14 protein-coding genes are annotated in these 15,570 nt (G+C 62.7%); 5 read left to right on the top strand and 9 right to left on the bottom strand.

The window, feature by feature from the left end; genetic code table 11:
- Positions 1 to 177: 177 nt before the first annotated feature.
- Together M5C71_RS24070 and M5C71_RS24065 are read right to left on the bottom strand one after the other, a co-directional pair.
- The gene (locus tag M5C71_RS24070) at positions 178 to 3,243 is read right to left on the bottom strand and encodes an efflux RND transporter permease subunit (RefSeq protein ID WP_152740215.1); all 3,066 of its coding nucleotides are present in this window, start codon (positions 3,241 to 3,243) and stop codon (positions 178 to 180) included.
- Between the two features lie 6 nt (positions 3,244 to 3,249).
- Positions 3,250 to 4,350 carry an efflux RND transporter periplasmic adaptor subunit gene (locus M5C71_RS24065; protein WP_177099761.1) on the bottom strand — a complete coding sequence of 367 codons (1,101 nt, stop codon included), beginning with the start codon at positions 4,348 to 4,350 and terminating at the stop codon, positions 3,250 to 3,252.
- Positions 4,351 to 4,443: 93 nt separating this feature from the next.
- Here M5C71_RS24065 and M5C71_RS24060 point away from each other — a divergent pair, with 93 nt between their 5' ends.
- Positions 4,444 to 5,079: a TetR/AcrR family transcriptional regulator gene (locus M5C71_RS24060; RefSeq protein WP_248768884.1), complete on the top strand. Its 636-nt coding sequence runs from the start codon at positions 4,444 to 4,446 to the stop codon at positions 5,077 to 5,079.
- Between the two features lie 156 nt (positions 5,080 to 5,235).
- Here M5C71_RS24060 and M5C71_RS24055 read toward each other — a convergent pair whose 3' ends face one another.
- On the bottom strand, positions 5,236 to 6,018 hold the full coding sequence (locus M5C71_RS24055; RefSeq protein ID WP_103497420.1) for a class I SAM-dependent methyltransferase: 783 nt from the start codon (positions 6,016 to 6,018) through the stop codon (positions 5,236 to 5,238).
- A gap of 92 nt (positions 6,019 to 6,110) precedes the next feature.
- On the opposite strand from M5C71_RS24055, the gene M5C71_RS24050 reads away from it, so the two are divergent.
- Positions 6,111 to 6,725, top strand: coding sequence for an energy transducer TonB (locus M5C71_RS24050; RefSeq protein WP_103497409.1), 615 nt, complete (start codon positions 6,111 to 6,113; stop codon positions 6,723 to 6,725).
- An 8-nt stretch (positions 6,726 to 6,733) separates the two neighbouring features.
- Here the strand turns inward: M5C71_RS24050 and M5C71_RS24045 are convergent, their stop codons facing one another.
- From M5C71_RS24045 to ppc, 6 genes are all read right to left on the bottom strand, one after another.
- Positions 6,734 to 7,561: an isocitrate lyase/phosphoenolpyruvate mutase family protein gene (locus tag M5C71_RS24045; RefSeq protein WP_103497410.1), complete on the bottom strand. Its 828-nt coding sequence runs from the start codon at positions 7,559 to 7,561 to the stop codon at positions 6,734 to 6,736.
- Between the two features lie 33 nt (positions 7,562 to 7,594).
- Positions 7,595 to 8,467: a DUF72 domain-containing protein gene (locus M5C71_RS24040; protein ID WP_103497411.1), complete on the bottom strand. Its 873-nt coding sequence runs from the start codon at positions 8,465 to 8,467 to the stop codon at positions 7,595 to 7,597.
- A gap of 13 nt (positions 8,468 to 8,480) precedes the next feature.
- Entirely contained in the window at positions 8,481 to 8,780 is a 300-nt protein-coding gene (locus M5C71_RS24035) for a hypothetical protein (protein WP_103497412.1), read from the bottom strand.
- Positions 8,781 to 9,002: 222 nt separating this feature from the next.
- Positions 9,003 to 9,677, bottom strand: a complete 675-nt coding sequence (gene tsaB, locus M5C71_RS24030; protein ID WP_177099756.1) for a tRNA (adenosine(37)-N6)-threonylcarbamoyltransferase complex dimerization subunit type 1 TsaB — start codon at positions 9,675 to 9,677, stop codon at positions 9,003 to 9,005.
- Positions 9,678 to 9,770: 93 nt separating this feature from the next.
- On the bottom strand, positions 9,771 to 10,418 hold the full coding sequence (adk, locus tag M5C71_RS24025) for an adenylate kinase (protein WP_103497414.1): 648 nt from the start codon (positions 10,416 to 10,418) through the stop codon (positions 9,771 to 9,773).
- Positions 10,419 to 10,702: 284 nt separating this feature from the next.
- The gene (gene ppc / locus M5C71_RS24020; RefSeq protein ID WP_103497415.1) at positions 10,703 to 13,333 is read right to left on the bottom strand and encodes a phosphoenolpyruvate carboxylase; all 2,631 of its coding nucleotides are present in this window, start codon (positions 13,331 to 13,333) and stop codon (positions 10,703 to 10,705) included.
- Positions 13,334 to 13,537: 204 nt separating this feature from the next.
- On the opposite strand from ppc, the gene M5C71_RS24015 reads away from it, so the two are divergent.
- The 3 genes from M5C71_RS24015 to M5C71_RS24005 all read left to right on the top strand — a co-directional run bounded on the left by M5C71_RS24015 (position 13,538) and on the right by M5C71_RS24005 (position 15,570).
- Complete coding sequence (locus M5C71_RS24015) at positions 13,538 to 13,879, top strand: pilin assembly protein (RefSeq protein WP_100942392.1); 342 nt, start codon at positions 13,538 to 13,540, stop codon at positions 13,877 to 13,879.
- A 414-nt stretch (positions 13,880 to 14,293) separates the two neighbouring features.
- Entirely contained in the window at positions 14,294 to 14,716 is a 423-nt protein-coding gene (locus M5C71_RS24010) for a DUF4398 domain-containing protein (RefSeq protein WP_103497416.1), read from the top strand.
- A gap of 62 nt (positions 14,717 to 14,778) precedes the next feature.
- The gene (locus M5C71_RS24005; protein ID WP_103497417.1) at positions 14,779 to 15,570 is read left to right on the top strand and encodes an OmpA family protein; all 792 of its coding nucleotides are present in this window, start codon (positions 14,779 to 14,781) and stop codon (positions 15,568 to 15,570) included.

Raw genomic sequence — 15,570 nt, 5'->3', positions numbered from 1 at the left:
GATAAGGTCTGCAAGATCGCCAAAAGCTTCGCTGGCAAGCCAGGCTCCTACATGACCGAGTCGATCACCTATATTGCATACGACAAAAACCTGTAGGAGCAGGGCTTGCCCGCGAAGAGGCCCTCAAGGTCGCCAAAAGCTTCGCTGGCAAGCCAGGCTCTACAAAACGGCCGCGCTTTAGGGGGCCGTCTTCTTCACCCTGAACCACCCCGCATACAGTGCCGGCAGGAACAGCAGGGTCAAGGCCGTCGCCACGATCAAACCGCCCATGATCGCCACGGCCATCGGTCCGTAGAACACGCTGCGCGACAACGGGATCATCGCCAGCACCGCCGCCAGGGCGGTCAGCACGATGGGGCGGAAACGCCGCACCGTCGCTTCGATAATTGCCTGCCATTGCGACATGCCCGCGCGGATATCCTGTTCGATCTGGTCCACCAGGATCACCGAGTTGCGCATGATCATCCCCGACAGGGCAATGGTCCCGAGCATCGCGACAAAACCGAACGGTTGGCGGAACACCAGCAGGAACAGGGTCACCCCGATCAGCCCCAGCGGCGCGGTGAGGAACACCAGCGCCACCCGCGAGAAGCTGCGCAGTTGCAGCATCAACAAGGTCAGTACCACCACTATGAACAGTGGCACGCCGGCATTCACCGAGGCCTGGCCGCGCTCCGAATCCTCCACGGTACCACCGACCTCCAGCAGGTAGCCGTCCGGCAACTCGGCGCGAACCGGATCCAGGGTCGGCATGATCTGCTTGACCAGGCTCAGGGGCTGCTCCTGGCCGTAGATGTCGGCGCGGATCGTCACGGTCGGCAAGCGGTTGCGGTGCCAGATAATGCCTTCCTCGAAACCGTACTCCAGGGTCGCGATCTGCGACAGCGCCACGCTGGTGCCGTTGTCCGTCGGTACCGCCAGGCTAGGCAATGCCGACAACTGGTTGCGTTCCTGGACAGTGCCGCGCATGAGGATTTCGATCAACTCGTTGTCCTCGCGGTACTGGCTGACGGTCGAACCGGTCAGCGACAATTGCAGGAAGCGCGACAGGTTCGAAGTACTCACCCCCAGCGCCCGGGCCCGATCCTGATCGACGTTCAGGTAGACCACCTTGCTCGGCTCTTCCCAGTCCAGGTGCACATTGGTCACGTGCGGATTCTCACGGACCTTGGCCGCCACCTTGCGCGCCAGGGCACGGACCACTTCGATATGCTCGCCGGTCACCCGGAACTGCACCGGATAACCCACAGGCGGTCCGTTCTCCAGGCGTGTCACGCGTCCGCGCACATCGGCGAACTGCTCGTCGAGGACCTTGATCAGCCAGGTGCGCAGCACTTCCCGATCCTCGATGCTCTTGGCCAGCACGACGAACTGGGCAAAGCTGGTGGCCGGCAATTGCTGGTCCAGCGGCAGGTAGAAACGCGGCGAACCGGTACCGATATAGGCGACATAGTTGTCGATACCGGGATGATCCTTGAGCAGGGCTTCCAGACGCGCAACCTGTTCGGTGGTGTTGTTCAGGGACGCGCCTTCGGCCAACTTCAGGTCGACCATCAGCTCCAGCCGCCCCGAGGCCGGGAAGAACTGCTGCGGTACAAAGCGGAACAGCAGCAACGAGCCGATAAACAGCGCGACAGTCAGCACGATCACGGTTTTACGACGGCGTACACACCACTCCACCATGCGCCTGACACGCTGGTAAAACGGTGTGCCATAAGGGTCCGGTTGTTCGCTGCCATGCTTGGCGGCGTGGATCTTCGCCAGGTCCGGCAGCAGCTTTTCCCCCAGGTAAGGTACGAACACCACCGCCGCGATCCACGACGCCAGCAGGGCCAGGGTCACCACCTGGAAAATCGAGCGGGTGTATTCGCCGGTGCCCGACTGCGCGGTGGCAATCGGCAGGAAACCGGCGGCGGTGATCAGGGTGCCGGTGAGCATCGGGAACGCCGTGCTGGTCCAGGCAAAACTCGCCGCCTTGAGGCGGTCGAAGCCCTGCTCCATCTTGATCGCCATCATCTCCACGGCAATGATTGCGTCATCCACCAGCAAGCCGAGGGCCAGTACCAGCGCGCCGAGAGAGATCTTGTGCAGGCCGATGCCCAGGTAGTACATGGCGGCAAAGGTCATCGCCAGCACCAGCGGAATCGCCAGCGCCACTACCATCCCGGTGCGCACACCCAGGGAGAAGAAACTCACCAGCAACACAATGACCAGGGCTTCCACCAGCACCTGGACGAACTCGCCGACGCCGGTCTTCACTGCCGCCGGCTGGTCGGAGACCTTGCTCAGTTTCATCCCCGCCGGCAGGTTTTTCTGGATACGCGCGAACTCGATCTCCAGTGCCTTGCCCAGCACCAGGATATCGCCGCCCTCGTTCATCGCCACCGCCAGGCCGATCGCGTCTTCGCCCATGAAGCGCATGCGCGGTGCCGGTGGATCGTTGAAGCCACGGTGCACCTCGGCGACATCGCTGATACGGAAGGTGCGGTCACCGACGCGGATCGGGAAGTTCTTGATCTCGTCGACGGTCTTGAAGTTACCGCTGACCCGCAGTTGCACACGCTCGGTCGGGGTCTCGAAGAAGCCGGCGGTGGACACCGCATTCTGCTCCTGCAGGGCCTGCTGCACCGCACTCAGCGGCAGGCCAAGGGTCGCCAGCTTGACGTTGGAGAGTTCGATCCAGACCTTTTCGTCCTGCAGACCGAGCAGATCGACCTTGCCCACGTCCTTGACCCGCTGCAACTGGATCTGGATACGGTCGGCGTAGTCCTTGAGCACGGCGTAGTCGAAACCCTCGCCGGTCAGGGCGTAGATATTGCCGAAGGTGGTGCCGAACTCATCGTTGAAAAACGGCCCCTGGATATCCGGCGGCAAGGTCTGGCGGATATCGCCGATCTTCTTGCGGACCTGGTACCAGAGGTCGGGAACCTCCGAGGAATGCATCGAGTCCCGGGCCATGAAGGTCACCTGGGATTCCCCTGGCCGGGAGAAGGAGATGATTTTCTCGTACTCGCCGGTCTCCATCAGCTTCTTTTCAATGCGTTCGGTGACTTGCCGCGAGACTTCCTGGGCCGTGGCCCCCGGCCAGTTGGTCTTGATGACCATGGCCTTGAAGGTGAACGGCGGGTCTTCGCTCTGCCCCAGCTTGGTGTAGGACAAGGCACCAACCAGCGCGAGCAGAATCATCAGGAACAGTACGATCTGGCGATTACGCAACGCCCATTCGGAAAGATTGAAACCCATCGGGGACTACTCCTTGGCCGCCAGATTGACCACGCGGTTGGAGCGATCCACCGGGCGAACCAGGTCGCCGTCATGGAGCACATGCACACCGGCCGCCACCACCCAATCGCTGGCCGAAAGGCCTTCGAACACCGGCACGGTCTTTTCGCCAAAGGCACCGACCCGCACCGGGGTCCGTTTGAGGGTGTTGTCCGCCTGGACCCGCCAGACATAGGTCGCACCGTTTTCCGCGGTCACCGCCGACAGCGGCACCGACAACGGCACCACACCGGCGGCCTGGATAAACACCCGGGCGCTCTGCCCCAACTCAGCCGGCACCTTGCCGGCGCTGAAGGCGATACGGGCGGCGAAGGTCCGCGACTTGGGGTCGGCGGCCGGCGACAACTCGCGGATCCGCCCGTTGAAACGCTGGTCCGGCTGCGACCAGAGTTCCACGGCCACATCCTGGCCGATCTTGAACCGTCCGAAAGCCTGCTCCGGGAAGCTGATCAGCACTTCACGCTCGCCGTCGGCGGCCAGGGTAAAGACCGTCTGGCCGGCGGCGACCACCTGGCCGACTTCCACCAGGCGCTTGGCGACTACACCGTCCTGGGGCGCACGCAACACGGCATAACCGGCCTGGTTGCTGGACACGTCGAACTCGGCCTTGATCTGCTTGAGGCGGGCTTCACCGGAGCGGTAGAGGTTTTCCGCATTGTCGTACTGCGAGCGGCTAACCATCTGTCGGTCGAGCAGGGTCTTGTAGCGATCACGCTCGGAGCGCACCAGGTTCAGGTTGGCCTCGGCGGCCGCGACCTGGGCACGGGTCGCTTCCAGTTGCAGGCGCACGTCCTGCGGGTCGAGCTCCGCCAGGGGCTGGTTGGCCTTGACCCGCTCCCCCTCCTCCACCAGTCGTCGGCTGACCTTGCCACCGATACGAAAGGCCAGGTCGGGCTCGAAACGCGCCCGCACTTCGCCGGGATAACTGTCCATGGCCTGGGCCGAAGGCTGTGGCTGCACCACCATCGCGGGACGAACGCTGACCTGGGCCGGCTCTTCATGACCACAACCGGCCAGGAAAAGGGCTAAACTGACGGGCAACGCAAGGGGCATGACATAGCGGAGCATGGTGTAGGACCTTTCGCTAGTGGTGCTCAGAATATTTATACTGGCCAGTATGGTATTAATACCAAACTCACCAGTCCAGTATTAACTAAGAAAATGTCCGACAATCTTTCAGTGCCCAGCGGCCCCGGCCGCCCCAAGGACCTGGCAAAACGCCAGGCCATCCTGCAAGCGGCGAAAGATCTGTTCCTGAGTAATGGATACGCCAGCACCAGCATGGACGCAGTCGCTGCAGCAGCAGGTGTTTCAAAGCTGACGGTGTACAGCCATTTCAACGACAAGGAGACACTGTTCTCCGCCGCCGTGGTGGCCAAATGCGCAGAACAGCTGCCCGAGCTGTTTTTCGCCCTGCCCGAAGGCGTGCCGGTGAAAAGCATTCTGCTGAACATCGCCCGGGGGTTTCATCACCTGATCAACAGTGACGAGTCGGTGAACCTGCATCGGCTGATCATGGCCCTGGGCAGCCAGGACCCGAAGCTCTCGCAGATCTTCTTCGAGGCCGGGCCCCAACGCATGCTCACGGAGATGGAGCGGCTGCTGAGTCGGATCAACCAGGGCGGTGCCCTGGTGATCGACAAGCCGCACTACGCCGCCGAGCACTTCTTCTGCCTGCTCAAGGGCGCGGCGAACTTCCGCCTGCTCTACGGCTGCGGCGAGCCGCCGAGCGAGGCCGAGGGCGAAGCCCATGTGCGCGAGGTGGTGGGGTTGTTCATGCGCGCCTACCGGCCTTGAGCACTCGGGCGCCTGTCAGACCGCTATCGCGAGCAAGCTTGCTCCTACAAGTTTTGCGTACTGCATAGACGGTGCTCACGACACAAATCCTGTAGGAGCAAGCTTGCTCGCGATGAGGCCCTCAAGATCGCCCAAACCGTCACGCCAAGCCTGCTTTCAAGGCTTCAGGGCTTTCTTCGGGTAGATGTCATAGCGACTCGACTTGCCGTCCAGGCCATGGCTCGGTTTCGGCCCGTCGATACACGGCGCCTTGCGCGGGCGCTTGACCACCACCCGATGGGTCGCCAGGGCCAGTGCCGCCTCCAGCAATGCCGGTGCATCCGGGTCATCGCCCACCAACGGGCGGAACAGGCGCATTTCCTTCTTCACCAGGGCGGTTTTCTCACGGTGAGGAAACATCGGGTCCAGGTAGATCACCTGGGGCGCCTCGCCTTCCCAATTGCGCATCACCTCGATCGAATTGCCCTTGAGCAAGTGCATGCGCGAAACAATCGGCGCCACGTCGAAATCTTCCAACCCACGGGCCAGGCCATCCTCGAGCAAGGCGCCAATCAGCGGCTGGCGCTCGATCAGGCTCATCTCGCAGCCCAGGCTCGCCAGCACGAACGCATCCTTGCCCAAGCCAGCAGTGGCGTCCAGCACCCGCGGCCGTACGCCCGGTTGAATGCCCACGGCCTTGGCGATCATCTGCCCGCTGCCGCCGCCATACAGACGCCGGTGCGCCGCGCCGCCTTCGACAAAGTCCACCCGGACCGGTCCAGGCGCCTCAGGTCCCAGTTGCTGCAACTGCAACCCCTGCTCCGACACCTGCAAAGCGAACTCCGCTTCGGCTTCCTGCAACGGCAAACCGAGGCGTTCGGCCCAGGCTTCGGCCCGGGATTGCAACCCTTCGGCCAGGGCCTCGACTCTGATACGGACCGGTGCTTGCTGCTCACTCATGAAAAACACGCTCAAAAATTTAATGATCGGCAAAAGCTGCCGATAAAAACATTATCCAGCATTTTGCCAGACCTGAGCGTCACTCGAGAGCCATGTCAGACATTCGCACTACATCCATAGGTTATCTGTCGCCCGTCGACAATTATGGCCTGCGCAATTCCCAGGCACTGAGCGGTGTCAGTCACCTGTGGCAAGATTTCTTTGCCCGGGCGCTGGCCGAACAGGTCGGGGACGCGGCGGATGCAAAGAATGTCCAGGCACAACTGCCGGTCGACGGCCCGGTGGAGCCCACCGCCGGTGCCGAGCTGCTGGCGCAGATCGTTGACCAGCGCCAGTGTGACGTAAAGGACACCCCGGTCCGTCCGCCGGAGCCGCTGTTCCTGCCGATTGCCGAATTCGATCTGGACCTGCTGAAGCGGCCCGTGCCTTACCCGCCGGAAGAAGTTGTCGCGCAACAGAAACAGCAGGATTTCGAAAGCGGCTGGGTTCGCCCTATCGTCCTCAACGCCGGCCAGCCGCTGCCAGCACCGGGCCCCGCGCCGCAAGCGCGTCCGCTGCACCTGCCGATTGCCGAGTTCGAGCTGGATCTGCTGGAGCCGCATGTGCCGTTCGACGAAGAAACCCTGGTCAAGCAGCAGAAAGCCATGGACTACGACCTGAACTGGGCCCGTCCGCTGGTGGCACAGAACCTGCGCCTCGCGGCCTGAGTGTTTACCTAGTTCTTGAACATCTGATTGATCCGCGCAAAGGGCATGGCCTGATCCAGCGCGCTGAACGTCCCCTGCCCACGCATCTCCTCGGCCGCCCGATAGAAGGCGCCGTACGCCGCCCGGGCCAACGCCGAACCGACACTGATGCGCTTGACTCCCAGTTCGCCCAACTCGGTCACCGACAGGTTGACCCCGCCCGACATCAATACATTTACCGGCTTGGGCGCCACGGCCTTGACCACCGCCTGGATCTCCTCACGCGTGCGCAGGCCTGGCGCATACAGCACGTCGGCACCGGCCTCGGCGAACGCCTGCAAACGGCGAATCGTATCCGGCAGATCCTGGCGCCCGTGCAGCAGGTTCTCCGCCCGCGCCGTGAGCATGAAGGGGAACGACAGGCTGCGGGCCGCGGCAACCGCGGCCTCGACCCGTTCTACCGCGTGGTTGAATTCATAGATGGGGTCCTCGGCATGACCACTGGCGTCTTCGATCGAGCCCCCCACCAAGCCGGCTTCGGCCGCCCGCAAAATCGCCTCGGCACACCCGGCGGGGCTGTGGGCAAAACCATTTTCCAGATCGGCCGCCACCGGCAGCGTCGTGGCCAGGACAATGCTCCGCGCGTTTTCCAGCGTATCGTTCAGCGAGTTGGCCCCTTCCGCATCCGGACGTCCAAGGGAAAACGCCAGGCCCGCGCTGGTGGTGGCCAACGCCTCGAAGCCCAGTGCGGCGAGCATTTTTGCCGAACCGGCATCCCAGGGATTGGGAATCACAAAGGCTCCGTCACGTTCGTGCAGGGCCTTGAAGGCTTGGGCTCGAAGGGTTTGCGCATCCATGGGTCGACTCCTGGCAAAGAGAGTGTGATGCCCTCAGAGCAAGCCGAGTTGCTCCGTGGCGGGCCCTCTGTATAGCTCAGGCAGCGCCGGCAAGCCAGGCAGACGCTCCATCAGCCGAGCATGGAAACGTTGCGCCAGCGCCGGTGCGAGGCGGTTGTCGGAGGTATGCAGAAACACGTAGGGCGTGCGCCCCTCCTCGATCCAGCCGGCGACCTTTTCGACCCAGGGCGTCAGGAAAGGCTCATTGGCCTCCAGTTCCGGGTGCCCGATAAAACGCACCTGCGGAAACAGCGTGAACGCTGCCGGCCGTGGTGGCACCTTGGGCTTTTTCGACTGGGCGTGCAGCACCGAGGCATCGGTGGAAGTGCAACTGAACAGCGCCCGTGGATCGAGGCAGATCCGTTCGACACCCCGGTCCAGCAGCAGGCGGTTGAGCATCCGCTCGGCGTCGCCCTTGGCGAAGAAATCACGATGACGGACTTCAATCGCCAACGGGCGCTCCAGCGCGTCGATAAACCCGACCAGCTCGGCCAGGCGCTGCGGCGCAAAACTGGCCGGCAATTGCAGCCACAGCGGCGCCACCCGCGGTCCCAGCGGCTTGAGCAGTTGCAGGAAGTCTTCAGCCGCCTGGACCTGCTCACGCAGATCACCGCCATGGCTGATATCCCGAGGAAACTTGGCGGTGAAGCGAAAGTGTGCGGGCATGGTCTGCGCCCAGCGTTCTACCGTGGCGGACGCGGGCCGTGCGTAGAAGGTGGTGTTGCCTTCGACGGCGTTGAACACCTGGGCGTACAGGTCGAGAAAATCGCTCGTGCGCGCGGTGGGCGGGTACAGGTACTCGCGCCAGGCGTTTTCGCTCCAGGAGGGGCAACCGAGGAAATAAGGCAGCAGGACAGGATCAGTCATCGACCCGATTAAATCAGATATGCAGGTCGAGCCCCAACACTTCCATGTCCCACTCGACGAAACCGGCGGTGGTCAGGTAGCTGGCCAGGGCGTTGGCGACGCTTTTGCTCATGGCGCGATGGAAGATCATGTCCTGCGGACGGGCCGGCAGGTTGGCCAGGCGGCTACCGGCCGCTTCGGCGCGGGCGGCCACCTCGGAGAGATCCTCGCTATCGCCCTCCGAGACATCGGCCTCGTCGTCGACCACGACGCTGCCTTTACGCGGTTTGCGCTTGATGGGGTAGGACTGTGAGGAAACGCCGTCTATACGCATTGGGGCATGCTCGGTGTCGATGATGGCAATTTAGCAGCACGCACCGCACTTAGCTATTGCCCGAGTGATAACTGGACCACAGAACCTGAAAAAGGTTTTCACACCCTGGTGCCTGGGTGGGGAAAACATGACGAACGGCACATTTTTGACTATCTGGGCGTTTTTTCGGGTGATCGGTTTAACGTTCAGTTTAGCCTGAATTTTATCAGTTGCCGCCCGGCGTCAGCGGGCCTTGGGCGTCGCCACCTTGTCGCGCAGGTAAACCGGCTGGGCCTCGTCGGCCGGAATGGCTTCGCCGCGCGCCCAGGCAAAACGCGCCAGACTCAACAGATCCTCGGCGTGGGGCAGCAGGCTGGCATCCTGGCCGCTCAACGCGACCTGGATCCGCTCGCCATAACCCCAACCCGTGCCCGCGCCGAACCACTCGCCAGCGGCATCGTCCGGCAAGGCCGCCAGTTGCGGAGCCAGCACCGCCTCGACCCCGGCCAGACGCATTTCCCCGGCTTCTTCGCGATAGCAGCCCCAATACACCTCGTCCATCCGCGCATCGATGGCCGCGGCCACCTGGCGCACACCGCGCTCGCGAAAGGCCCGCTGCGCCAGCACTGCCAGGTTCGACACCGGCAACACCGGACGCTCCAGGGCAAACGCCAGCCCCTGAACCACACCGATGGCAATCCGCACCCCGGTAAAAGCCCCGGGACCACGGCCAAAAGCAATCGCATCCACCGCCGACAGGCTGATACCCGCGTCGGCCAGCAACTGCTGGATCATCGGCAGGAGCTTTTGCGCATGCAGGCGCGGAATCACCTCGTAGTGGCTCGTCACCTTGCCGTCATGCAGCAAGGCGACGGAGCAGGCTTCAGTCGCGGTGTCCAGGGCCAGCAAGGTGCTCATCGATGTATCCGTCAGGTCGAAATGAAAAAAGTGCAACAGTATAAACAACAACAGCCCGCAAGCGGGCTGTTGTACACATAGCAGCTACAGCGATCAGCTCAGGGCTTCAAGCACCTTGCTGGTGATCGATTCCACGGAGCCGACACCGGCGATATGGCTGTACTTCGGTTTGCCCTGGGCGGCCGAGAGATTCTGGTAGAAATCCACCAGCGGCTTGGTCTGGGAGTGGTAGACCGACAGGCGATGACGCACGGTTTCTTCGGTGTCGTCCTTGCGCTGGACCAGGTCGTCCCCGGTCAGGTCGTCCTTGCCTTCGACTTTCGGCGGGTTGTAGACGGTGTGGTAGACGCGCCCGGAAGCCTCGTGAACACGACGGCCGGCGATGCGCTGGACGATCTCTTCGTCATCGACGGCGATCTCGACCACGTAGTCCAGCTCGACACCGGCATCCACCAGGGCTTCCGCCTGGGGAATGGTGCGCGGGAAACCGTCGAACAGGAAACCCTTGGCGCAGTCGGCCTGGGCGATACGGTCCTTGACCAACGCGATGATCAGGTCGTCGGAGACCAGCCCGCCGGCGTCCATGATGCCCTTGGCCTTGAGGCCCAGCTCGGTGCCGGCCTTGACCGCGGCGCGCAGCATGTCGCCAGTGGAGATTTGCGGGATGCCGAATTTCTCGGTGATGAACTTAGCCTGAGTACCTTTACCGGCCCCGGGAGCTCCCAGCAGAATGACGCGCATCGATGTGCTCCTCAATTTTTTATTTAGAAACGCTCGGATTCGCCTCGTGGGGCCAATCTCAAAAATAGGGTCATGGCCGCAAAACGGCCAAAGGCTGATCAAGATACACAGCCGACCGGAGCCACACAAGCCGCCGAAAGTCGCAGTCACTCATGCCTGCACAAGCGGTGAAACCTGCTACGCCGGGTCGCCCCCGCCAATAAAGTGCCGCCACACAAAAACGACCGCCCCTGACTGGGCGGTCGCTTTTGTCCCATTACATGTGACAACTCTTCCCACACACCTTAGCCAGTATTGCGCAGCCCGGCGGCAATCCCCGCCACAGACACCAGCAAAGCCTGTTCCAGAGGGCTGTCCTGGGCCGTTTCCTTGCGCCGCGAACGAGCCAGCAGCTCGGCCTGCAACCGGTGCAGCGGGTCCAGGTAGGTGTTGCGCAGACGAATGAACTCCAGGGTCTCAGGGCTATGGGCCAGCAGTTGCGACTGGCCGGTCAAACCCAGTACCACCGCGCACGCCTGCGACAATAGGTCGCGTAAGTGCACACCCAATGGCAGTAGTTCGGCATCCACCAGACGTTCGTCATAGGAGCGGGCGATATCGCTGTCGGCCTTGGCCAGGACCATTTCCAGCATGTCGATACGGGTGCGGAAAAAAGGCCATTGCTCGCGCATCTGCGCCAGCAGCTCGCCTTCACCCCGTGCCAGTGCCTTGCGCAGCGCCGCTTCCCAGCCGAGCCAGGCGGGCAACATCAGGCGCGTCTGGGTCCAACCGAAAATCCACGGAATCGCCCGCAGGCTTTCGATTCCGCCGGCGCGGCGCTTGGCCGGACGGCTGCCCAACGGCAGGCGCCCAAGCTCCTGTTCCGGGGTGGATTGGCGGAAATACTCGACGAACTGCGGATTGTCGCGCACCTCGGCGCGGTAGGCACTGACACCGTCCGCGGCCAATTCATCCATCAATTTACGCCAGGCCGGTTGCGGCGGCGGCGGCGGCAGCAAGGTGGCTTCGAGCACGGCGGCCAGGTAGAGGTTGAGATTCTGTTCGGCGATGTCCGGCAGGCCGAACTTGAAACGAATCATTTCGCCCTGCTCGGTGGTGCGGAAACGCCCCGCCACCGAACCCGGCGGCTGCGACAGGATGGCCTCGTGGGCCGGGCCGCCGCCACGGCCGACGGTGCCGCCACGACCATGGAACAACAGCAGTTCGACCTGCTGCTCGCGACAGATCTCCACCAGCCGTTCCTGGGCCCGATACTGCGCCCAGGCCGCCGCCGTGGTGCCAGCGTCCTTGGCCGAATCGGAGTAGCCGATCATCACTTCCTGCGGACCTTGCAGGCGCGCGCGATAGCCCGGCAGCAGCAACAGCCGCTCCATCACGGGACCGGCGTTATCCAGGTCGGCCAGGGTTTCGAACAACGGCACCACGCGCATCGGCCGCAGCACGCCGGACTCCTTGAGGAGCAACTGCACCGCCAGCACATCGGAGGCGGCACCGGCCATGGAGATTACGTAGGATCCGAGGGAGGCGGCCGGCGCCGCAGCGACTTCCCGGCAGGTCGCCAGCACTTCGGCGGTGTCCGCGGAAGGTTTGAAATAGGCCGGTAACAGCGGGCGGCGATTGGCCAGCTCGCGCATCAGGAAGGTCAGGCGATCTTCTTCATTCCAGTCTTCGTAACGGCCCAGCCCTAGATAGTCGGTGATCTCGGTCATGGCGGCGGCGTGACGGGAAGAGTCCTGGCGCACGTCCAGGCGCACCAGGAACAGGCCGAAGGTCACCGCCCGGCGCAGGCAATCGAGCAACGGGCCGTCGGCAATCACGCCCATGCCGCACTCGTGCAAGGACTGGTAGCAGAGTTGCAACGGTTCGAGCAGTTCGCGGTTGTTCTGCAGGACTTCGTCCGGTGCCGGTTGCGTTGTAGCGAGGGAGGCCTGGGCCCAATTGCGGGTAGCCCGCAGCCGCTCACGTAATTGTTTGAGCACGGCGCGGTAAGGTTCGGCGCTCTCACCGGCGCGGGCAAGCAGGGCCTCGCTGGCCTGCTGCATCGACAACTCGGCGGCCAACTGATCAACATCACGCAGATAGAGGTCCGCCGCCATCCAGCGGGCCAGCAGCAGAACCTCACGGGTGACCTTGGCCGTCACATTGGGGTTACCGTCACGGTCACCGCCCATCCAGGAAGCAAATCGAATCGGCGCGGCTTCCAGGGGCAGGTGCAAGCCGGTGGCCGCGAACAGCGCCCGGTCGGCTTTGCGCAGGTAGTGCGGAATGGCCTGCCAGAGGGAATGCTCGATCACCGCGAAGCCCCATTTGGCCTCGTCCACCGGGGTCGGCCGGGTCCGGCGGATTTCCTCGGTGTGCCAGGCTTCGGCGATCAGTCGCTGCAAGCGCTGGCGGATCTGCTCGCGTTCGGCAGCGGTGAGGTCGCGGTGGTCCTGCTCGGCCAATTGCGCGGCAATCGCATCGTATTTCTGGATCAGGGTCCGCCGCGCCACCTCGGTGGGGTGCGCGGTGAGCACCAGTTCGATCTCCAGGCGGCCCAGTTGCCGTGCCAGGGATTCGGCGCCATGGCCTTCGGCGAGCAGCCGCGCCAGCAACTCCGGCAGCACCCGCGACTCGAAAGGCGCTGGCTGCGACTCGTCGCGGCGGTGAATCAGCTGATATTGCTCGGCGATATTGGCCAGGTTGAGAAACTGGTTGAAGGCCCGGGCCACCGGCAGCAGCTCGTCGTCGCCAAGGCTGTCGAGGCTGGCACTGAGCTCGGCATTCGCCGAACCGCTGCGGTCGGCCTTGGCGCCCTTGCGGATACGCTCGATCTTGTCGAGGAATTCGTCACCGTGCTGGTCACGGATGGTATTGCCCAGCAGTTCACCTAACAGGTGGACGTCTTCACGCAAACGTACATCAATATCGGACATCGACAGACTCTCCGGGGGACGCTGAGATGGCTCACAGGCTCAAGAGTGCACCAGCGCGGCGAACGCTTACAAGCCTGGCAAAAATCCCCACTGAACCTCGTCACATAGAACTAGTCTGATAATAAGCCTCACGAAGGCTTTATCGCCGGTACAGGCCGGTCACTCATCAATACCCGCTATCAACGGGTGCGAATTGAGGTCGATATGAAAATCCGCGAGCTTGCCCAGCACTGGGAAGAAAACGCCAAGGGTCGGTTGACCGACACCGGCTATGTCATTCATCTGGATGTGGAAGCTGCGGCGCGACTGGCGGCGGTGATCGACATGTACCCCAAACGGCGCCCGGAAGAACTGCTCGGCGAGTTGGTCGGTGCGGCGCTGGAGGAACTGGAAGCCAGTTTCCCCTACATCCAGGGCTCACAGGTGGTGGCCACTGACGAAGAAGGCGACCCCCTTTATGAGGACGTCGGGCCGACACCGCGTTTTCTCTCGCTGTCGCGACGACATCTGCATGACCTGGCGTCCCAGGACAAACCGAAACATTAAAGCCTGACGCGATTCCCCTTGCGGATAGCACCCTGTTCCTTGAGGGGCCAACACGGACCTGTAGGAGCAGGGCTTGCCCGCGAAGAGGCCCTTGAGGCCGCTAAAAGCTTCGCGGGCAAGCCCTGCTCCTACAGGTTCAGCGGTGTATTCAAAAAACCGTTCTCCCTCCTCCACTCCCTCCATCCGATACCCCCAAACACCGCGAAAGTTCAGACTTTTCGTACTGACTACTCGGTCAGATTTTTTTCGAGCAATGGGCCATCTTTTCCTGAACTATTCAAAAAAGCCTTGGGTCACACCCAGTAGCCATCACCGGAGCAGTTGCAGTTAAAACGCTCCCGGAACCCCTACCGGACACGGCGCGACAAGCTCCCGGAACCGTGATGGACGATGACGTCATTCAGGAGCTATCCAATGGAGTTGAAGATCATGAAGACCCACACTGTCCAATCGTCGTTTACCCCCCTGCGCGGACTGAAACTGGCCGCGCTGGTACTCGGCAGCAGCCTGCTTCTGGCCGGTTGCGCCGGTAACCCGCCGACCGAGCAGTACGCCGTGACCCAATCGGCGGTCAATAGCGCCGTCAGTGCCGGCGGCACCGAATACGCAGCGGTGGAAATGAAGTCGGCCCAGGACAAGCTCAAACAAGCTGAAATGGCCATGCACGATAAAAAGTATGACGAAGCCCGTCGCCTGTCCGAACAGGCTGAATGGGATGCCCGCGTCGCCGAACGCAAGGCCCAGGCCGCCAAGGCCGAGCTGGCCGTGAAGGACTCACAGAAAGGTGTTCAGGAACTGCGCCAGGAAAGCCAGCGCTCCGTGCAACCGGTGCAGTAAGCATCGGCCCCGCTTGACGCCTGCTTTCCCTGAAGCTTGAACCCTAAAAAGGATGAACCATTATGCGTAAACAATTGATGATCCCCGCCCTCCTGGCCCTCAGTGTCGGCCTGGCCGCCTGCTCGTCGCAGCCCAATGCCAACCTGGAGCAGGCCCGTACCAACTTCTCCGGCCTGCAAGCAAACCCGCAAGCAAGCAAGGTCGCCGCCCTGGAAACCAAGGACGCCAGCGACTACCTGGACAAGACCAACAAGGCCTACCAGGACCATGAAAAGGTCGAAACCGTCGACCAGCTGGCTTACCTGACCAACCAGCGGGTTGAAGTGGCGAAGCAGACCATCGCCCTGCGCACCGCCGAAGCCAACCTGAAAAACGCGGCCGCCCAGCGGGCCCAGGCCCGCCTGGACGCCCGTGACCAGCAGATCAAACAGCTGCAGGAAAGCCTCAACGCCAAGCAGACCGAGCGGGGCACCCTGGTGACCTTCGGTGACGTGCTGTTCGCCACCAACAAGGCCGACCTGAAATCCTCCGGCCTGGTCAACATCAACAAACTGGCGCAGTTCCTCCAGGAAAACCCTGATCGCAAGGTGATCATCGAGGGTTACACCGACAGCACCGGCGGTTCGGGTTACAACCAGAGCCTGTCCGAGCGCCGCGCCACCTCGGTGCAAGTGGCACTGATCAAGATGGGCGTCGACCCGTCGCGTATCGTGACCCAGGGTTATGGCCAGGAATACCCGGTAGCGGATAACGGCAGCGTTTCCGGCCGCGCCATGAACCGTCGCGTGGAAGTGACCATTTCCAACGACAACCAACCCGTGGCCCCGCGCTCGTCCATCAGCAGCGCCAACTGA

Origin of the sequence: Pseudomonas sp. MWU12-2345 (genome assembly GCF_023242385.1) — a bacterium.
Classification (GTDB): domain Bacteria; phylum Pseudomonadota; class Gammaproteobacteria; order Pseudomonadales; family Pseudomonadaceae; genus Aquipseudomonas; species Aquipseudomonas gingeri_D.
Note: the sequence above shows the minus strand (reverse complement) of the source record. Positions and strands in the feature narration are given on the sequence as shown.